19 protein-coding genes are annotated in these 19624 nt (G+C 55.8%); 2 read left to right on the top strand and 17 right to left on the bottom strand.

Translation table 11 applies throughout. The annotated features are described in order from the left end of the window. Window positions 1-127 precede the first annotated feature (127 nt). From A2V21_300305 to A2V21_300295, 3 genes are read right to left on the bottom strand one after another with little or no spacing between them, the layout of a single operon-like run. Entirely contained in the window at window positions 128-661 is a 534-nt protein-coding gene (locus A2V21_300305; protein ID OIJ72831.1) for a hypothetical protein, read from the bottom strand. Continuing rightward, window positions 648-1103 carry a flagellar export protein FliJ gene (locus A2V21_300300; GenBank protein OIJ72830.1) on the bottom strand — a complete coding sequence of 152 codons (456 nt, stop codon included), beginning with the start codon at window positions 1101-1103 and terminating at the stop codon, window positions 648-650. The genes A2V21_300305 and A2V21_300300 overlap by 14 nt, the downstream gene beginning before the upstream one ends. Window positions 1104-1110: 7 nt before the next feature. Then, the gene (locus tag A2V21_300295) at window positions 1111-2412 is read right to left on the bottom strand and encodes a flagellar protein export ATPase FliI (protein ID OIJ74983.1); all 1302 of its coding nucleotides are present in this window, start codon (window positions 2410-2412) and stop codon (window positions 1111-1113) included. A gap of 53 nt (window positions 2413-2465) precedes the next feature. Here A2V21_300295 and A2V21_300290 point away from each other — a divergent pair, with 53 nt between their 5' ends. Beyond that, window positions 2466-2906, top strand: coding sequence for a hypothetical protein (locus tag A2V21_300290; protein OIJ72829.1), 441 nt, complete (start codon window positions 2466-2468; stop codon window positions 2904-2906). Window positions 2907-3041: 135 nt separating this feature from the next. Here A2V21_300290 and A2V21_300285 read toward each other — a convergent pair whose 3' ends face one another. The 9 genes from A2V21_300285 to A2V21_300245 all read right to left on the bottom strand — a co-directional run bounded on the left by A2V21_300285 (window position 3042) and on the right by A2V21_300245 (window position 13040). Continuing rightward, window positions 3042-4049: a flagellar motor switch protein FliG gene (locus tag A2V21_300285; protein ID OIJ72828.1), complete on the bottom strand. Its 1008-nt coding sequence runs from the start codon at window positions 4047-4049 to the stop codon at window positions 3042-3044. Beyond that, window positions 4049-5626 carry a flagellar M-ring protein FliF gene (locus A2V21_300280; GenBank protein OIJ72827.1) on the bottom strand — a complete coding sequence of 526 codons (1578 nt, stop codon included), beginning with the start codon at window positions 5624-5626 and terminating at the stop codon, window positions 4049-4051. The genes A2V21_300285 and A2V21_300280 overlap by 1 nt, the downstream gene beginning before the upstream one ends. Before the next feature lie 3 nt (window positions 5627-5629). Then, a complete protein-coding gene (locus tag A2V21_300275; protein OIJ72826.1) occupies window positions 5630-5926 on the bottom strand; it encodes a flagellar hook-basal body complex protein FliE in 297 nt (98 codons plus the stop codon). A gap of 19 nt (window positions 5927-5945) precedes the next feature. Beyond that, a complete protein-coding gene (locus tag A2V21_300270; GenBank protein OIJ72825.1) occupies window positions 5946-6374 on the bottom strand; it encodes a flagellar basal body rod protein FlgC in 429 nt (142 codons plus the stop codon). Next, window positions 6375-6788: a flagellar basal-body rod protein FlgB gene (locus A2V21_300265; protein OIJ72824.1), complete on the bottom strand. Its 414-nt coding sequence runs from the start codon at window positions 6786-6788 to the stop codon at window positions 6375-6377. A 128-nt stretch (window positions 6789-6916) separates the two neighbouring features. Next, a complete protein-coding gene (locus A2V21_300260; GenBank protein ID OIJ72823.1) occupies window positions 6917-8272 on the bottom strand; it encodes a hypothetical protein in 1356 nt (451 codons plus the stop codon). Beyond that, window positions 8269-9099: a hypothetical protein gene (locus A2V21_300255; GenBank protein OIJ72822.1), complete on the bottom strand. Its 831-nt coding sequence runs from the start codon at window positions 9097-9099 to the stop codon at window positions 8269-8271. Before A2V21_300255 ends, A2V21_300260 begins: the two co-directional genes overlap by 4 nt. A gap of 9 nt (window positions 9100-9108) precedes the next feature. Continuing rightward, complete coding sequence (locus tag A2V21_300250) at window positions 9109-11415, bottom strand: hypothetical protein (GenBank protein OIJ72821.1); 2307 nt, start codon at window positions 11413-11415, stop codon at window positions 9109-9111. A gap of 197 nt (window positions 11416-11612) precedes the next feature. Beyond that, a complete protein-coding gene (locus A2V21_300245; GenBank protein OIJ72820.1) occupies window positions 11613-13040 on the bottom strand; it encodes a Fis family transcriptional regulator in 1428 nt (475 codons plus the stop codon). Between the two features lie 166 nt (window positions 13041-13206). On the opposite strand from A2V21_300245, the gene A2V21_300240 reads away from it, so the two are divergent. Next, on the top strand, window positions 13207-14349 hold the full coding sequence (locus tag A2V21_300240) for a hypothetical protein (GenBank protein ID OIJ72819.1): 1143 nt from the start codon (window positions 13207-13209) through the stop codon (window positions 14347-14349). Between the two features lie 310 nt (window positions 14350-14659). On the opposite strand, the gene A2V21_300235 is transcribed toward A2V21_300240, so the two are convergent. From A2V21_300235 to A2V21_300215, 5 genes are all read right to left on the bottom strand, one after another. Next, entirely contained in the window at window positions 14660-15862 is a 1203-nt protein-coding gene (locus A2V21_300235; GenBank protein OIJ72818.1) for a hypothetical protein, read from the bottom strand. A gap of 5 nt (window positions 15863-15867) precedes the next feature. Next, window positions 15868-16287: a secondary thiamine-phosphate synthase enzyme gene (locus tag A2V21_300230; protein OIJ72817.1), complete on the bottom strand. Its 420-nt coding sequence runs from the start codon at window positions 16285-16287 to the stop codon at window positions 15868-15870. A 161-nt stretch (window positions 16288-16448) separates the two neighbouring features. Next, window positions 16449-17570, bottom strand: a complete 1122-nt coding sequence (locus tag A2V21_300225; protein OIJ72816.1) for a hypothetical protein — start codon at window positions 17568-17570, stop codon at window positions 16449-16451. After that, window positions 17571-18572 carry a hypothetical protein gene (locus A2V21_300220; protein OIJ72815.1) on the bottom strand — a complete coding sequence of 334 codons (1002 nt, stop codon included), beginning with the start codon at window positions 18570-18572 and terminating at the stop codon, window positions 17571-17573. It lies immediately after the preceding gene. A 2-nt stretch (window positions 18573-18574) separates the two neighbouring features. Then, entirely contained in the window at window positions 18575-19624 is a 1050-nt protein-coding gene (locus tag A2V21_300215) for a hypothetical protein (protein OIJ72814.1), read from the bottom strand.

Genomic DNA, 19624 nt, shown 5'->3' with positions numbered 1-19624 from the left:
AACTGAGCGGTAATGGCAGGCATCTTTTTCCAGGTGGCGATGCATATTTTTCCCATCTCCAGGGTAAACAGGCAAAAAAAAAGGGGCAGCACAGGGCTGCCCCTCAAAAGAAGTTCGTAAGCCTGCATTATTTGACCTTGAATGACCTGCTTAGCTCTACTGATTTGGCAACGTTTACGAAGGCGAGTATCTTCGAGGCCTTCCTTTCGCTCATCGTCGCGAGTATCATCACGGCCATCTCCTTATCGAGCGCCTCTATCCTTGAAGCCGCCTCCTCAGGGCCCATGGACTCGTAGATCTTTACTATCTTCCTTATCCTCTCGTCATTGACCTCGTTTATCTTTTTGACCATCGACTCGATATCCTGCTGCACCTTCCTGAGCTCCCCGAGGCGGCTCTCTATATCGCCCTTTATGGCGTTGAGGCGCTCCTCTTTTTTAAGGAGATCTCCCTCTCTGGCCTCTATCTCCTTTTCTTTCCTGTTAATCGCGGCGAGAAGCCCCTTCTCCGCCTGAGCGCCAGGGGCAGACGGCAACGATGAGACGGCACTCTCCTGGCTTGCGAGGACCAACGGGGTAGTGAGACCGTACCAGCCCAGATAAAGCGCGCCACCAAGCGCGGCGCCTGCCAAAACTGCGGTGATCACCTTATTTTTCATCATTTCCATTCCTCCCGAACCTGGCGGTTACAAGCTCGTCAGACTCCTTCTGCTCAACCTTGTCCATGCGTTTATTGTATGAGCTCAAAGACCTCTCTTTCATAAGCTCAATGACCTTCCTGTTCTTCGACGCCTCTATGAGCTCGCCCCTTTTCCTTTCAACGACGGCGCTCACCTGAACGAGTATCCTGTCCTGCTCGGATATATGCCTTTTGAGGCCGGACATGTACGAATGGTAAAGCTCCATCTCCTGCCTCCCGGCCCCCGTCTCCTTGAGAGAATCTATCTCATGGCTGGACTTCAGGTACAGCTCCTTGAGCTCTTCGATCCTGCGCTCCTCGTCCTTGAGCCTTTCCAGAGACTCGCCAAACTCCTTATGGCTTATCTCCTCAAGCCTCTGCCTGTACTCAAAGAGCGGCTCAAGGTTGAATTTGAACTTTCTCATGACCTCTTCATGCCGGCAGGCCGAAAAGCGACTGCACGCTGTCGTCGTAGCCCACCCCTTCCGAGATGTCCTGCCTCAAAAAGGCGTTCACCCTGTCGATGGACTTTATCGCGTGGTCAACCTTCGGGTCGCTGCCTTCTTTATAGGCTCCGATGCTTACAAGGTCGTAGGCCTTCCTGTAAGTCGACAGCACCGAGCGCACCTTCATGGCAACACTCCTGTGCTCTGTCGTCACTATGTCGTTCATGACCCTGCTGACGCTGGAGAGAACGTCTATCGCGGGGTAATGGCCATGGTGCGCGAGGTCCCTTGAAAGGACTATGTGTCCATCGAGTATGGCCCTTGCAGAGTCCGCTACCGGGTCGTTCACGTCGTCGCCCTCCGCCAGTATCGTGTAAAATCCGGTTATGCTGCCTTCCCCGCCGGACGTCCCTGCCCTCTCCAGGAGCCTCGGCAGGTGGGCGAAGACCGAAGGCGGGTAGCCTTTTGTGGCAGGCGGCTCGCCTATGGCAAGCCCTATCTCCCTCTGGGCCATGCAGAACCTTGTGATGGAATCCATCATCAGGAGCACGTTCTTGCCCTGGTCCCTGAAGTATTCGGCTATAGCGGTTGCCACCAGCGGCGCCCTCATCCTTATGAGAGGCGGCTGGTCAGATGTGGCGACCACAAGTACAGACCTCTTGAGCCCTTCCTCGCCGAGGTCCTTCTCTATAAATTCCCTTACCTCCCTGCCCCTTTCGCCCACAAGGCAGATGACGTTCACGTCCGCTTCGGTGTTGCGGGCCATCATGCCCATAAGGACGCTTTTACCAACGCCGCTGCCGGCGAAGATGCCTATCCTTTGCCCCTTGCCAACTGTCAGGAGGCCGTTTATGGCCCTTATGCCCACGTTCAGGGGGCTTTCTATCCTTTTTCTGGCTAACGGGTTTGGAGGGGTAGCGTAAAGCGGGTATTCGCATTCAGGTTCAAATGGGCCGATACCATCTATCGGGGAGCCGAGACCATCGAGTGTCCTCCCGAGGAGCGCCCTCCCGGTCTTAACAGACGCGATAGTCCTGCGGGCGACTATCTTGCTGCCCGGCCCTATGCCCCTCACCTCTCCAAGAGGCATAAGGAGTATCTTGTCCTCTGAGAAGCCCACGACCTCGCACTGGATGGGCTCGTGGCCGTCCTTGGGGAATACATGGCAGAGCTCACCGACCGAGGAGCCCGGGCCGAGCCCTTCCATCACAAGGCCTATTACCCTCGTGACCCTGCCGTGCACCCTTACCGGGTTTATCTCATCTACGGCCCTGGTCCGCCTTCTCAGGCGCTCAAGGGCGGCTGTATGCGTCAGCAAGCTTCTCCTCTATCTCGCTCATTATGGAAGTGATGGTCGAATCGATCTCGCCGAAGTTCGTCGATATGACGCACCCGCCCCTTGAGACAAGCTCGTCAGGCTCTACGCTCAAGCCCCTGGCGCCTCCGCAGTACTTAAGCAGCTCTGGCCTGTTCCTGCTCACCACCTCGATCTCCCTGGGGTTGACCCTTATGGCTATCTCCCCGCCGGCGACAACGGCCTTGAGGGCGGTCCTCACGCAATCGAGCACACCGTCCTCTTTTATCTCCACCTCTCTCTGGACGACTTTTTTCGCTATCGCCAGGCTAAGTACGGCCATCTCGTTTTCGCAGGCGCTGAAGAGCGATTCCCTGAAAGACGCAAGCTCCTGTATTATGCCTTCGAGGCCGCTAAAGTACACATCGGCCTTCCTGGCCCCGAACTCGAAGCCTGCCTTCTCGCCGGCCATGAAGCCCTTCTCGTAAGCCTCTTTCTCAATGGCCTCTATCCCGCTGCCGACGCCTTCATGGTCTTTACTGCCGGCGTGGCCATGCGAATGTCCATGGGCGGGAAGGCTGAAGGGCTCCGGGCTTATCCTTACGGAGGTGTTCTTTATGATCTTAGACGAGTACATCTCCGCCCCTTCCCGACCTTGCGAGCTTGCCTTCCTGCTCGAGCCTTCTTGCGATCTTTATTATCTCCTGCTGAGACCTCTCGACGTCGGAGAGCTTTACAGGCCCCTTTGCCTCCATGTCCTCGCGTAGCATCTCGGAAGCCCTCTCCGACATGTTCTTGAGGAACTTCTCCTTTATCGATTCGTCCGAGCCCTTGAGGGCGAGGCCGAGCACGTCCGAGCTGAGCTCCTTTATTATGAGCTGCAGGCCCCTGTCGTCCACTCCCATGAGGTCCGCGAAGACGAACATCTTCTCCTGGACGCGCATGGCGAGGTCCGGGCTGGCCTTCTCGATGATGTCTATGATGTCGCCTTCGGCCTTGGAATCTATCTGGTTCAATATCTCGGCGGCGAGCTTCACCCCCTCGACGGAAGAACCCTGGTTGGACTCCGCCGAGAGCATCTGTTCGCTTATGAGCGACTCCAGGTCCCTTACGGCGGCCTGCGGGATCCGCTTCAGGTTCGCGACCCGTAGCATGACCTCGCCCCTCAGCCTGTCTTCCTGTATGTTCAAGAGCACCATCGCCGCCCTGTCAGCGTCCAGGTGCGCGAGTATCAGCGCGATTATCTGCGGGTGCTCGTCCTTGACTATGTTTGCCACGAGAGCCGGGTCCATCCACTTAAGCGACTCTATGCCGCCCCCGCCCATCTCCCTGGTTATCTGGTCGAGTATATACTGCGCCTTCTCCGGGCCAAGCGTCCTTACCATCACGTTCCTGGCGAACTCGACGCCCTCGACAAAGAGCTCTCCCTTATCGAGCATCTCGATGAACTCACTCACTACGTGACGGCCCATCTGGAGCGAGATCGATTCCTTTCTGACCATCATCCCGCCGAGGAGCTGCATCTCGGAAGGGGTCATGAACTTGAAGACATCGCTTGCCAGTTCCTCGCCTATGTTCATCAAGAGTATGGCGGCCTTTTCAGGCCCTTTTAGCCTTGGTTCCTTAGCCATCACTTCTCCTTGATCCAGTTCTTCAAGACCATCGCCACCTGCTGGGGGTTCTCCTTGACGACGCCCTTCAACCTGTTCACCGAATCCTTGTCAGCGTCGGTGCCGGCATCCAGCATAGCGCCGCCTTGACCGGCGGCAAGGGCATGAGGCAACTTGTGCTGTATCTCCTCGAGGGCCGCCCTCTCCTGCATGAGCCTTTTCATGATCGGCCTGACGACGAAGATGAGCGTAAGGGCCGTAATGAGGAGGACTGTCCCGTACTTCATGGCCACCGGCACGAGCTGAGGCGGGAAATAATACTCTTTTTCAGTAGCCACAACCTCTGCCTCTGATGTCTCCTGCTCAAAGGGCGCGCTTACGACCGATATGACGTCACCCCTCGATTCATCAAAGCCCACCGCACCCTTTACCATCTCGGTGTATTTTGCCAACTCATCATCCGCCCTCGGTGTGTAATTGCGGGCTTCTTTACCGTCGGCGTCCTTTACAGTCTGGTAGGTGCCGTCAACCAGGACCGACACCGTAAGCCTCTTTATCGAGCCGATCGGTTCTACGACGTGGCTCGTGACCTTGCTTATCTCGTAGTTTATTACCTCGTCCTGCCTCTGGCTCTGCGAAGGTGTCGAGTTGGCCGGGGCCTGGGCCTGCGCCGTCTCGGGCATGTTGGAGAGGACCCCAGGCACGCCCAAGGCAACCGTCCCGCCGATGCTCTTCTCCTTCCCCCTCTGTTCGCTCCTGACTACCTGCCCATCCGGGTCGAACCTCTCTTCTGTGCGCTCTACGTGCTTGGTATCGACCTCGGCGGAGACCCTGGCGACCACCTTGTTGACGCCTACTGCCTTCTCGAGCATGCTCTGGAGCCTCTGCTCGTAGTCGTTCTCGATGCCTTTCTTGTACTCAAGCTGTGTGGATGAAAGTATTAGCGGGTTCTCCCCGCCCGACTCCCTCGTCCACATCCTCCCGGCTGTATCGACCACGGCCACGTCCTGCGGCTTGAGATTATCGGTGCTGTTGGCGACCAGGTGCACGATAGAGCTTACCTGCCCCTGGCTGAGCTCCTTACCGGGCTTGAGCTTCACGATCACAGAGGCGCGGGCCTTTTTCTGCTCGTCAAGGAATACGCCTTTCTCCGGAAGGGCAAGGTGCACCCTCGCAGACTCTACTTCCTTTATCTGGGCTATGGTCCTGGCGAGCTCGCCCTGAAGGGCCCTCTTATAGTTGACCTTCTGCACGAAATCCGTCACGCCGAAAGATGTCTTGTCGAATATCTCGAAACCCACGCCCCCGCCCTGCGGCAGCCCCTCTCCGGCAAGCTCCATCCTGGTCTCGTAGACCTTGTCCGCCGGGACGCTTATGGTCGAGCCGTCTACGCTGTAGGGTATCCTCTTCTCCTTGAGCTTCTCTATTACCGCGCCAGAGTCCTCGTCCGACAGTTGCGCGTAGAGGGTCTGGTACTCCGGCCCCTGGTTCCAGAGGACCGATACCGCTATCGCCGCTATGGCCGCGGCTGCCACGGCGAGCGTTACAGCCGGCCTTTTGGCCACGAAAGAGATAATGCTCTCAAGGAGTTTGTCCATGGGTTATACCTGCGTCCTCATTATCTCTTCATAGGCCTGCACGAGCTTATTTCTTACCTGCACCATGAGGTTGAAGGAGAGGTTCGCCTTCTCTATGGCTATCATGGTGTCATGGATATTGTTCACCTGGCCGGTGGAAAGCCCCTCTATCGCCTTGTCAGCCTCGTTATGGAGGCTGTTGACCTTGTCTATCGATTCCTTAAGGACCTGAGAGAAGCCTGTCCCCTGCTCTCCGCCAGCCGCGGCCTTACCGAGGGAATCTATCTGGGCGCTCAAGGCCCCTTTTACTGAATCAACCATGGCTTCTTCTCCTTATTAATTACTGTCCGAGCTCGAGGGCGCGTAGCGCCATCTCCCTCGTCGCCTTGAAGGCCGTAACGTTGGCCTCGTAGCTCCGGGAAGCAGCTATCATATTGACCATCTCTTCCGCCGCGTTCACGTTGGGATAGGCCACATAGCCGCTCTTGTCCGCGTCAGGGTGGCCGGGCTCGTAGGTATACTTAAGGGGCCTCGCGTCCTCTACGATCCCCGCAACCTTTACACCGGTATTGTAGTTCGCCGAGGCACTCTGCAGGTGGCTCCCGAAGTCGTTCTGCCCGTTCGAGGAGAATACGATGTCCTTTCTCCTGTAAGCCCCGCCGCTTGCGGTCCTCGTCGTCTCTACGTTGGCGAGGTTGCTCGCGATGATGTTCATCCTGAGCCTCTGGGCTTCCATCCCGGAGGCGCTAACCGAGAAAAGGTCCGCCATTTATCTCGCTCCTTCCTTTATGGCCGTCATGAGCATGTTGAGCTTGCCTTTGAGTATGTTCGCTGAAATATTGTACATGAGGGTATTCTCTGAAAGCCTTGCCATCTCGGCCTCGATCCCTACCGAATTGGCGTCATAGCCAGGCAGGTCCGTAGCCCTGTCGAGCACCCGGGGCTCAGGCGAGGAAGGCGAGCCAAAGGAGATATGGGCGTGGTTGGTGCTCGCGAGATACATCCCCGCCGGCGCACTGCCCTCCCTTTTCTTCATCTCCTGCTCGAAGTTGATGTCGACTGCCCGGTAGCCGGGTGTCTCCTGGTTGGCGATGTTGGATGAGAGGAGCTTGTGCCTTGAGGCACGCAGGTCCATCGTATTGCCGAGAAGCTCTATGGTCTTGTCGAAGATCCCGCCGGTCATACAGTCACCTTTGGATTTTATTGGCAATCAGGTCTTGTATTCTGCAAATACCGTACCAACCGTAATAAATGGACTAAGGGCCTGCCTTAAGATATCGACTGACAGGGGCCGGAAAGGGAAGATTATTCCTACCCGGGCAAAATCTGCCCATATTCCTTGAGTTTATTCCTTAAAGTACGGACCGAGATGCCGAGGATCCTGGCCGCATGCGTCCTGTTCCCCTCCACTTCATCAAGCGTCCTGCTTATAAGCCCCTTCTCCATCTCCCAAAGTGTCATTAAATTGGCGCTGCCGGCATCCGGATTCCTGTCATGGGTATCTTCCGATATCTGGATATCGGCCTCGCAGGGGTCGTTGCAGATGACAAGATGCTCTATCTCCAGGGCGCTGCCCTGCGAGAGGAGTACCGCCCTTTCCATGGTATTTTCCATCTCCCTGATATTGCCCCTCCACTCGCACTTTTTTATGTGCTCCATCGCCTTGGGGGAAACTTCCTCGACCCTTCTTAAGTACTTGGCGCTGAATTTTTTCATGAAATGAAGCGCGAGGGCCTCGATATCCTCGCCGCGCTCGCGAAGCGGCGGAAGCGTTAGCGGAAAGATATTAAGCCTGTAGAAGAGGTCCTCCCTGAAACGCCCCTCCTTCACTTCCTTTCTCATGTCCCTGTTGGTCGTGGCTATTATCCTGATGTCAAGCGGAAGAGGCGACCTGCCGCCAAGCCTCTCTACCTCCTTCTCCTGTATTACGCGAAGGAGCTTGGCCTGGAGCTTACAGTCCATCTCGCTTATCTCATCCAGGAGTATGGTCCCTTTATCTGCAAGCTCGAACTTCCCCTGCCTTGAGGAGTGGGCCCCCGTGAAAGCGCCCTTTTCGTGTCCGAAAAGCTCGCTCTCAAGGAGGCCGTCGGGGATGGACGCGCAGTTTACGGCTACAAATGCGTTCTCTTTCCTTGGGCTGTTCTCGTGTATAAAACGGGCCAGAAGCTCCTTTCCTGTACCGCTCTCCCCTGATAAAAGGACAGTCGCGTCGCTTGAGGCCGCCACCATCGCCATCGATACGAGCTTTTGCATCCTGGCGCCGCTGGCGAGCATGGTCTTGCCCCTGGCCTCAAACGCGGCGCTCTCGCTTATCCTGAACGCCTTCTCGACCGTCTCTTCAAGGGCCTCGAGTCTGAAGGGCTTCAGTATGAAATCCACGGCCCCTTCCTTTACCGCCTCGACGGCCTTCTGGATGGTGCCGAAGGCGGTTATAAGGAGCACCGGAAGGCGCGGTCTTGCCTTCTTGACCTCTCTTAATAGCTCCATGCCGCCCATCCTTGGCATGTTGATATCGCTTATCACCATTCCGAACTCGCCAGAAGAAAGCTCTTCGAGGGCCTCCATGCCGTTTTCCGCGAGTACGGGCTCGTAGCCCTTTCTTAGAAGCGCCTCCTTTATGGCAAGCCTCATCCCGGCTTCGTCGTCTACGACAAGGACCCTTTTCATATCATCTCCATTTCGCCGGCAGGCAGCCCGATGGTAAAGGTCGTGCCATCGCCTTTTGAAGAGTCTACTTTCATATAGCCCCTGTGCGCGTCTACCACGGTGGTCACTATCGCAAGCCCCAACCCGGTGCCCCTGTCCTTGGTCGTGAAGAACGGGTCGAATATCCTGTCGAGGTGCTCAACCGGGATCCCGCCGCCGTTGTCTTTCACCTTTATCTCCATGCACCTCTTTTTCTTCTCTACCATCCTGGCCGTTATCTCAAGCCTGCCGCCCTCGCCGACCGCGTCGAGCGCGTTTATTATGAGGTTAAGGAACAGCTGGCGCAGCAGATTGGGGTCAGCCGCGAACTGCGTCTGTCCGGCAAAAGAGGTATCTATCTCAACGCCTTTTTTCTCGCGCCCTTTCGCGAGGAGCACCGAGTCTTCTATTATTTCCTTTATATCGACCGCCTTAAGCCTCGCCTCCGGCGAGTTGGCGAAAAGGAGCATGTTTGAAAGCAGGTTATCAAGGGTCTTGATGCCGGTGCTTATGTGGGTGGCGAGCTTCTTCCTGTCGGGCTCTGCGGAAAGCTCCCTTTCAAGGAGTGTTGAGAATATCGCCATGGAGCCGAGCGGGTTCCTTATCTCGTGCGCTATCCTGGCGGCCATCTCGCCCATGGCGGAAAGCCTCCTCGACCTCTCTATGGCCCTGTTCTTCTCCGCCAGCTCAGCGCTTAAGTCCTCTATCCTCGTCTCAAGCATCGCGTACTGCTGTTCGAGCTTTGTCGAGGCTTCCCTGAAGACGTTGAACGCGTCGCTAAGAAGGTCTACCGGTACCTGCTCTGTCATCAAGCCCTCCTAAATGCCCTTTGCTTCCTTGAATATGCCTTCCGACCAGGGCGCGTACTCGCCGCCGGCGGCTTTAAGCTCTTCTATGGCCCTGGCCTTGTCAGCGGCGCGTCCGAGCCTGGAGAAGCACTGTGCCAGCCTGTAGAGCGCCCACGACCTCTCCTCTTTCTCCTTCTCATCGATCAGTCCCGCAGCCTGCCTGTATCCTTGCGCGGCCCTCGCGAAGTCCTTTGTCTCGAAGATCGCGTCAGCGTACCTCAAGAACGCCCTGGAGGCCTCCTTCGACTCTCCCCTGGCCTGAAAGGCGCGCGCCGCGTTCTCGAAAAGGGCCGCCGCTTCCCCGAAACGTCCGACCTTGAAGACCGATTCCGCCTTCATGGCGGCAAGCCTGGGGTCCGCCGTGCCGGTGAACCTCGATACCGTCCCGTGCTCGCCCTTCTCAAAGGCTATCATGGCATCCAGCTCATTTAACTCTCTGGTCTTTGCGCTCTTCGGGAACCTCGTCCTGAAGGCCCCTACGAGCCTTTCCGCCGAATTGATGTCGTTTTGCGCTATATAGACCCGAGCGAGCAGGAGCATCGCATCTTCGACCATGGGGCCGGTCCCCATCTTTACGGCGTTGTCGAGCAATCTCACCGCCTCGCTATTGAGCCCTGTCTCCATCGACGATCTTCCGATCTTAAAATATGTCTCCGCCTTCTTCCCGAAAGGCACGCTAAGGGGCATATCAAGGAAGAGCTTCAGGACGCCTAAGTGGTCGCCACTCCTGTAAAGCGAGTCAAGCCACTCGTAGAAGAGTATCGACGATACCTTTTCCAGGTCCTGCCTTACCGGGCTTACAGGGTATTTAGCGTAAAAGCGCGAGATATCGCCGTAAGCCTCAGGGTACCTGCCCAGCCTTAGCCTTGCAGCCACAAGACGGAGGTTGGCGACCTCCGTGGAGGCGAAGGAGCCGGTCGCGACCGTCTCATATATCTTCTCGGCCTTACCAACCGAGTCGCCTTCGCCTGACGCGAAGTAAGCGTCTGCGAGCGCAAGCGCGGCCATGGCCCACTGCTCGCCCTTAAGCTTATCCTTCGTCCTGTTATAGAGAAGCGCTGCTTCCTCTGCCTTTCCTTCGGCAAAAAGCGTATCCCCCTCTTTGATGAGAAGGAAGTCGCTCATGAAATCCTCCTTTGGATACCTTGACCTGAGCCCGCCGTATAAGTAGCGCGCCTCCTGGTAATTGCCCCTGGCAAGGTGCATATCCCCGAGGCTCAGGCGTGTCACAGGGTCAAGCTCTTCTATCGCCCTGACCCCTGCCCTGTACATCTTCCACGCTGGCTCTGTCTCGCCCTTTATAAGCAGGGTATTGGCAAGCCATACCCTGGATTCTTCATAGCCTGCGTCAAGGGACTTACTGAACCAGTCCTTTGCCTGTGCGTACTTCTCCTCGAAGAAATAGAGCCGCCCCCTCCTGAAGACCGCCTCGGCCTTGAGCTGGTTATCCTTGCCTTCTATAGCGCGGATGAAGTACCCGGAGGCCTCGGGGTAGAAGCCCTTTCTTTCAAAGTAGTCCCCCATGATGAAGTAGGCGAGCGGCGAATAGCCTGAAGCGGGGTTGGCCCTCAACGCGTTCTCAAGCTCGATATGAGAAGACTTTCCGCTGTAGAAATTGGCAATAGCGCCCAGGACCTCGGCCTTTGAGCGCTCACCCTTTGCCTTATGGGATGAAACGGCGTTAGTAATACCTTTTAAAACCGAATCCCTGCTTTCAGTTGATACGCCTGGGACTATCCTGAAAGGGCTCGTAGGAGGTGGCGCATAAAGCTCAGCCTTGAGCGCCACGACCGCCTTTTTCCTGTAGACCCATCTCCATGAATCGTTGAAGGCAACGAGCTTTACGGGGTCTGGCTCCAATATAAAGACCTCTTTGGGCCTCTGCTCCTTTTTCGCCAGGTAGCCAGGTGGCGGGAAGACGTCGATTATCATCCTGAACGGGCCTGTCAACGTTGAATGCTTAAACGTCGCCCCTTCAATAAGCGTTATATCGAGGGTGGCTGACCTGCCTGGCTGCCCTTCTTTTTCGGCAAGGCCTTCAACCTTCAGGTACTCGGTAACAGGGCTGTCGGCAGGGAGCTTTGACTTGAATTCGCTTATCTTGACGAAAAGGTGCTCCCCGTTACTTGAGACCTCAACCGGGACATCTTCCGAGAATATGATCGTGAGCCTGTGGAAGTCCTTCTGGACGGATGCGCGCATCGCGACTATTTCCGCCGCATAGGCTGATGACGCGATCGCTACAAACGACAGGATTATGGCTGCAATGATCTTCATGGTTGGTCGCTATTCTGTAAAAGCAACAACCGTGCCAGAAAAAGAGCATGGGAAGAGCCTGGGCGGTTCAGAAGAGAATCAGATAGGTATTTCGATATGTTATGGAAGTATTTTAAGACTGGCTACTACGTGTTTTCGCTGGATGCGCGGGACAAGATAGCTGGTTTTCAGGCGCTCAGGGGCCGCACCTGTCAAATTCATGACCCGGCAAGCTCGTTTTCAGAGGCCTCTGGAGAGTCCAACTGCTCAAGAAGCCCTTTCCTCTTCATCTTCTCTAAAAGGGTGGTCCTGTTGAGGTTAAGGTACTCGGCGGCCTTCTTCTTTATGCCGTTCATCCTTTGCAGGGCTGAAAGGATAAGCTCTCTTTCGAAGTTGTCCACAGCCGTATTGAAATCCACGCCGTCATCGTTGAGGCTTAAGATACCCCTGGCTGGAGACGAGGCGGCCCCCCTCGCCTGCCTTATCTTCTCCGGGAGGTCCCTCGGGGTGATATGGTTCCCCTCGTCCTTTAGGACGACGAGCCTTTCCACCAGGTTCTCAAGCTCCCTTATATTGCCCGGCCAGTCATAGGCCTCAAGGAGCCTCAAAGCGTCCTGGGTCGCCCCCGTTATGGTCTTGCGCTTGCGAAGGGCCATCTTTTCGATGAAATGGTCTACGAGCACAGAGACATCCTCTTTCCTGTCCCTCAATGGCGGCAGGTGAACGGGGATGACGTTCAGGCGATAATAGAGGTCGTTCCTGAATTTTTTCTCCTCGACGGCCTTTTCAAGGTCCTGGTTGGTGGCCGCGACCACCCTTACGTCCACCTTTATCGAGTTGCGCCCGCCTACCCTCTCGAACTCTTTCTCCTGCAATACCCTCAATATCTTGACCTGCAGCCCAGGGCTCATGTCCCCTATCTCGTCGAGGAATACAGTCCCTTCATGCGCCGCCTCGAACCTGCCTATCTTGGTGGCTATGGCCCCGGTGAATGCGCCCTTCTCGTAGCCGAATAGCTCGCTTTCAAGGAGGTCTTCGGGAATCGCCGCGCAGTTTATCGGGACAAAGGGCTTTTTGCTCCTCGTGCTGCCATAATGGAGGGCCCTGGCGACAAGCTCCTTGCCGGTGCCGCTCTCGCCAAGTATAAGCACCGTGGAATCGGTATCAGCTATCTTGTCTATAACGTCCCTGACCTGCTGTATCTCGGAGCTGGTGCCGAGTATGGCGGTCGTGCAGCCCTTCTTTATCTCGTCCTTGAGCTTGGAGTTCTCCTCTTTAAGCGTATGGACTTCCTGGGCTTTTTCTATGGTGATAAGAAGCTCGTCCTTGCTGAAGGGCTTCTTAAGATAAGTAAAGGCGCCGACGCGCATGGCCTCTACCGCCGTTTCAACGGAGGCGTAGCCGGTAAGTATTATGCAGGCTGTGTCGGGAGAGATGGATTTTATCGAGCGGACGACGTCGATGCCGCTCATCCCCGGTAGCTTAAGGTCGGTGAGGACGAGGTCGTACTCGTTTTTTCTGGCCAGTTCGCATCCCGCCTCGCCGTTAGGCGCGGTAGCGACGCTATACCCGTTCATCTCGAGTATTTCGCTCAGGTTTTCGCGTATATACTCTTCGTCCTCTACGAGAAGGATCTTGCAGCTCATGAACGGGGCTCCTGGATGCGTGATGGGAAGAGTCTTAATTTTGACGTATTATAAACAATCCAAAAAAAGATGTCAATATTTTGAACATGGCCGAGAGCGCAGGCCAAGGGCTGATTGACAAAAAAGGGGCTGGTGATATATTGAGGTTATTAAAAGGAGGACTGCAATGTCTCAAGCTATAAAGAAAATCTTCACCGTAAACCTCGCCGTAAAAAAAGAGGAGCTGCTCCTTGTCTTCACCGACATCATAGGGGCCGGGGAGCCCGTATCGGATGACGAAAGGCAAAGACGCCTTTCACTCGTCGATATCGCCAGAGAGGTGGCGGAGGCCGGAAAGGAGTTCTGCAACTCCCAATATATCGAGTACCCTGCCGTAGGAAGCCACGGCAAGGAGCCGCCCAGGGCAATGTGGGATGCCTGCTTCGGGAAAATGGCGGTCGAGGAGCTTACCGCTAAAGGCGTCCTCGAAAAGATACTGGCGAAGAAGGCCGGCCACCAGGAGATAGCCGAAGCGGAGCGTATAGTCGAGAGGCTCGGCGAATCCCCGGATGCCATAATCGCGCTATCCAATTATTCGACCTCGCATACGAGGTTCAGGGACCTATTGACCCGCGTCAAGGGCGTCCGTTACGCCTCCATGCCACTTTTCGAAAGATACATGCTCGAAGGCTCCATGACAGCCGACTGGAAAGAGGTGGAAAAGCGGACAAAGAGGCTCGTGGAGATGGTCTCAGGGGCTGAGATGGCCTTTATCACATCCCATAATGGCACCTCCATAAGCTTCTCGATAAAGGGAAGGCCGGTACTCCCTGACACGGGCATACTCACCGCCCCCGGCTCATTCAGCAACCTTCCGGCAGGAGAGGCCTTCCTCGCCCCTGTCGAGGGGACCGCCGAAGGCGTCCTCATACTCGAATGGTCGCCGACAGGAAGGTTCAAAGACCCGGTCGAGCTGATCGTCAAAAAAGGGCAGGTCGTCGAGGTGATAGGCCATGACGATTTCTCAAAACTGCTTAAGGAGAGGATAGAAGAGAACCCGCTTTGCGGCAACATCGCCGAGCTTGGGATAGGGACAAACGAGAAGGCCTCAAGGCCTGACAATATACTCGAAACGGAAAAGATACTCGGGACGGTCCATATCGCCATCGGCGATAACTCGTCCTTCGGTGGCAAAGTGAGCGTGCCATTCCACCAGGACTTCATCTTCTTCAAGCCGACGATGGAGGTCATAAAAGGCGAGGAGAAGGTAGAGGTGATCATCAACGGAGAGCCGAGGTTTACGGAGGAGAAGGTTTTGGAAAAAACTTAAAGCTCCGCATCCCCTTTGCTAAAAGGGAGCAAGGGGTTTGAGGACACTGGGCAATAGATTTGGTGGGCACAGCCCACCGGGCTATAATCGGACATATCGTTTCAATTGCGATTTGATGTTTATTAAATGGTGCGCACAGCGCACCCGCGACTGTAAAGAGTCCTGTCCATTCAGTCGCGTAGGGTGCGCTGTGCGCACCATTATAAATCTGTGCTGTATTCACAATAGTAACCATCTCACAGCAGCAGTCGCGTAGGGTGCGCAATGCGCACCATTATAAATCTGTGCTGTATTCACAATAATAACCGTCTCACAGCAGCAGCCCCGCAATAGCCGCAGTCATAAAACTCGCCAGCACGCCAGCGACAAGGGCCTTCAAGCTCATCCTCGCTATCTCTTTCTTCCGCTCAGGGGCTATCGACCCGATACCGCCTATGAGTATCGCTATCGACCCGAAGTTCGCGAAGCTGCAAAGGGCGTAGGTGGCTATGGCAACAGACCTGGGTTGAAGCGCGCCGCTCGCTATCATGCCCTGCATCTTCTGGTACGATATGAACTCGTTGAAGACCACCTTTATGCCAAGGAGCTGGCCGACCTTCGTGCAGTCCTCCCACGGTACGCCCATGAGGAAGGCGAAAGGCATGAAGAGATAGCCGGATATCTCCTCGAAAGAGGTATTCAGGTAGCCGAGGAAGTGGTCCGTCATCCCGATAAGGGCGACAAAGGCGAGGAGCATCGCGCCAATGGTCGCCGCGAGCTTAAGGCCGTCTGCGGCGCCGTTTGCGGCGGCCTCGATTATGTTCACGTCCACGCTCTTTAAAGCCTCTTTCGCCTCAACGTCATGGACTTCTTTTTTCCGCGATTCCGGCAATATGAGCTTTGATATAAGTATCGCCGCAGGCGCGCTCATGACAGAAGCCGCCAGCAGGTGGCCCGCGCTCGCGCCGAAGCTAACGTAGACGGCCATCACGCTCCCGGCGATGGTAGACATGAAGGCGGCCATGGCAGTAAACAGCTCCGAAGGCGTCATCCTGCGTATGTAGCCCTTCACGCCTGTCGTCGCCTCTATGCCCATGAATACGAACATGGCAGAGAGCAGCGCCTCTGCCCCGGATGCCTTCATAGTCCTTTCCATGACCCATGACAGCCCCCTTACAACCACCTGTATGACGCCAAGATAAAAGAGGATCGACATGAGCGATGATACGAATATGATGACGGGCAATACCTTGAAGGCGAGTATCGCCCCTATATTGTAATCGCTTATGAGGTTGCCGAAGAGGAAACGCGAGCCGATGTCGGTAAAATTGAGTATGCCGGTCATTACCACCCTGGCGAAATCAAATACCAGCAGCCCCGGCCCAGTCTTCAAAATGATGATGGCGAAAAGGAACTGTAGCCCTACCCCCCATGCGACAAGTCTCCAGCTTATGGCTCTCCTGTCGCTGCACAAGGCCCACGCTATTCCAGCAAAGACCAGAAGGCCCGCCAGACCAATAAACCTCTCGACCACTACGGCTACTCCCCTATTATCTTTACAAGCACCCTTTTCCTGCGCCTGCCGTCAAACTCGCCGTAGAATATCTGCTCCCAGGTGCCGAAGTCAAGCTTCCCGTTGGTCACTGCCACGACGACCTCCCTGCCCATAATGGTCCTCTTGAGGTGCGCGTCGGCGTTGTCCTCCCCTGTGTCGTTATGCCTGTACTGCGAGGTAGGCGCGTGCGGGGCCAACTTTTCAAGCCAGACCTTGAAATCAGCGTGCAGCCCCCTTTCGTCGTCGTTTATGAAGACCGAAGAGGTGATGTGCATCGAGTTGACGAGCACGAGCCCTTCCCTCACCCCGCTCTCGCTCAAGACTTCCTCGACCTGAGGGGTAATATTCACAAACCCCACCCTATCCTGGATATTGAAGAAAAGCTCCTTCCTGAATGACTTCATGCGCCCCCCTGCTTTCCTGAAATCTATTTTTCCGAAAGGTTATCACAGGCCTTTTCTTATTTCAACGGAGGGTGGTCTAACAGGATATTGAAAAAGTCCGTCCAGGACTTTTTCAACTACCCGTCCCTGGATTGCTTAGCAGGCTGTTTTTCAACACCCTGCTAAAGGGCCCTTTTAAATACGACGAGGCCGAGTGCAACGGCAAACACGGCGAAGGCGGCAAGGAAGATGAGGTCGAACTGCACGGCCTCGAGGCCAACGCCCTTGAAAAGAAGCGCCCTCATGGCATGAACAGAATAGGTCTCAGGGTTTACAAAAGCAAATGCCTTGAGCCAGCCGGGAAAGCTCTCGATGGGGTATATCGCCCCGCTCGGGAAGAACATTATGACGTTAAGAAATCCGCCGAGCACGCCGACTATCCTCGGGTGGTTTATCCTGCCCATGATTATGAACATGAGCCCCTGGAGGCCAAGGGTCGAAAGGATGATAACGACGACCATAAGGCTGAAAGCGGCAGCCGACATCGCATCCCAGATGTAGAGGCCTGATATGAGAGAGCCGAAAAAGAGGACAACGAGCGCGAGTATCGTAGTTATGAATAATCCGCTCGCGATAAGACCCATGACTATATCCGTCTTCGTAAGAGGGGTGAGAAAGTAGCTCTCCTCAACGCCGAGGAACTTGTCCATGACGATATTGAAGGCGCCCGTTGTCATCGCGCCGAGGAATATGGCCATTATGACGACCCCGGGGATGAGCGTCTGGTCGTAATCTATCTTCCTGTAAAGCTCTATTTCCCTGAGCTTTGCAGCCGCCCTCTCCTCGCGTATGGAGATGAACTCATTTTTAAGCTCCGGCAGTCCGCTCGCTATCGACGCGCGAAGAGCGCTCGCAGAGATAGTCTCGGCGTTGTCGAGATAGAGGCCGAGCTCGGCCGTACTCTTTCTTATTATATTTCTGCTGAAATCAGCCGGGATGACGAGCACGCCCTTGAAGACGCCCTCCCTGAGCCCCTGCAATGCAAAGCCCTGGTCAGATACGACCCGCACCTCTATAGTGCGCGGCCCGGCCTCGACCGAGCGGAGGAGCTCCAAAACCCTGTCTGACCCCGGCCCGCTGTCGAGGTCCACGACGGCGAGCGGCAGGTTCTTAAGCTCGCCCTGAAAAGAATTGCCGAGTATGACAAGATAGATGATGGGCATGAGGAGGCTCATGGCAACGACGAGAGGGTTCCTGATAAACTTCCTCAGGTCCCGTTCGAGTATGGCGAAAAAGCGGTTCATCTATCTACCCCACTTGGTCGGCACGCCCGCGCCGAGGAGGAAGCTTACCTTCCTGGCCTCCTCCTCCCTGATGGGCCTTCCGGTGTAGTGGATGAATACGTCCTCAAGGGTCTGCTCCTTGAGGGTGACCCTTGAGACCCTGCCCCCCATGGACTTTATCGCCTCGACAGATTCCGCCACTATCTCGGCGCCGCGCTCTGACGACAGGAAGATGCTCTCATCGCTGCAAGAGGCCTGGACGATCTTCGGCATCGCCTTAAAACGCTCTACAGCCTTCACCATGTCGATGCCCGATACCGTAAGCTCGACCGTGTCCTTCTGCGGTATCGCCTTCTTGAGCCCCGGCACCGTATCGAGCGCCACAATCTTTCCGTAGTCTATTATCGCCACGCGGTCGCAAAGGGACTCGGCCTCTTCCATGTAGTGTGTGGTAAGCAGGATGGTGAGCCTGTCAGCCTTCCTGAACTTTTCCAGCAGCTCCCAGACAACGTGCCTTGACTGCGGGTCAAGGCCGATAGTCGGCTCGTCAAGTATGAGGATGCCGGGCCTGTGCACCAACCCGCGGGCTATTTCAAGCCGCCTTCTCATGCCGCCGGAGTAGGTGGCAACAAGGTCGCCAGCCCTCTCCTTAAGCTCCACCAGCGAAAGGATCTCGTCTATCCTGCCTTTCCTCTCATTGCGGGAGAGGCCGTAGAACCTGGCGTATATGTCCATCGTCTCGAAACCCGTGAGGTCAAGGTCGCTCGTCATGGCCTGCGGGACTACTCCGATAGCGCTCCTTACGGCCTTTGGGTCTGATACAGCGTCATTGCCCATGACAAGGGCGTTGCCTGAGGTGGGCTTCAGGAGGGTTGTGAGGATGCGTATAAGCGTGGTCTTCCCTGCGCCGTTCGGGCCGAGCAGACCAAAGCACTCTCCCTCCTCTATGCTGAAACTCACCCTGTCGAGGGCTGTAAGTGTCCCGTACCTCTTTACAAGCTCTTTTATCTCTACAGCAGGCATCTTTAATCCTGTTTAAAAGGAATCCTCACGTTTACCGTCATGCCCGGCTTAAGGTATCCCTTTGGGTCGGCAACGGCTACCTTTACCCTGAAGGTCTTTATATCCGGCCTCCCCCGTGTTACGTCCCTCTGGGTGGCGAAGCCGCCAAGCTCGCCTATCTCTTTGACCTTGCCAGGAAAAGAAGCCCCTCCGCCTGAGGGCAGAACCTCAGCCAGCCCGCCTAACGCTATCCCCTGTATACTTGTCTCCTCGATATCCACCCTTGCCCATATGTCCGTCGGGTCATAGACCGTATAGACCTCCGTGCCCGGGCTTACGTACTCGCCTTGCTCGAATGCCTTAAAAGAGACTACCCCGCTCAATGGAGACATTATTGCTGTGTCTTCGAGCTGGGCCTCTATGACCCTGACCTTTGCGTCGGCCTCAGCCCTCCTTGCCTTGGCCGACTCAACGCGCGCCTGAGCTGCAAATATGCCTGTCTCTGCGGCCTTGTCCTTCGCCACCGCGCTCTGCTCCTTGTAGACAGCGCTACTCAATTCGGCCTGTGTCGCCTCATAAGCCGCGTACGCGGCATCAAAGTCCTTTTGCGGCAGATAGCCTTCATCATAAAGGCCTTTGGCCCTGTCAAGGTCATACTTTGCCTTGTTCATAAGGGCCGTGGCCTTTTGGGCAAGGAAGTTGGCGGCTGCGACCTCGTGTGAGGCAGACCGATGTTCCTCTATGGCGTTTTTAAGAGCGGCATCTGCCTCCCCTATTGCCGCGGTAGCGGTAGCGGCCGCGGCATGGGCCTCGGCAAGCCTGGCTTCAAGCTCCTTTTTATCGAGGCGCAAAGCGACAGCCCCTGCCTCTATCCCCTCCCCCTCCTCGCAGCATGCCCACTCTATGCGCCCGGCTGTCTTCGGGGCGATAGCCGCCTCTGTGGCCTCTATTACCCCTGTCGTCTCGATAAGGTCAGGCTCTTTTTCAGCCCTGAAAAAAAAGTAATAGACAGCGAGCGCGGCAAAGAGCGCGGCTACAAGAAGAGCCAGAGGCTTAAAAGGCTTTACGGCCAT

This window comes from Deltaproteobacteria bacterium GWC2_55_46 (assembly GCA_001595385.3).
Lineage (GTDB): Bacteria > Desulfobacterota > GWC2-55-46 > GWC2-55-46 > GWC2-55-46 > UBA5799.
The sequence above is the reverse complement of the archived record's forward strand: the minus strand, read 5'-3'. Positions and strand labels throughout refer to the sequence as shown.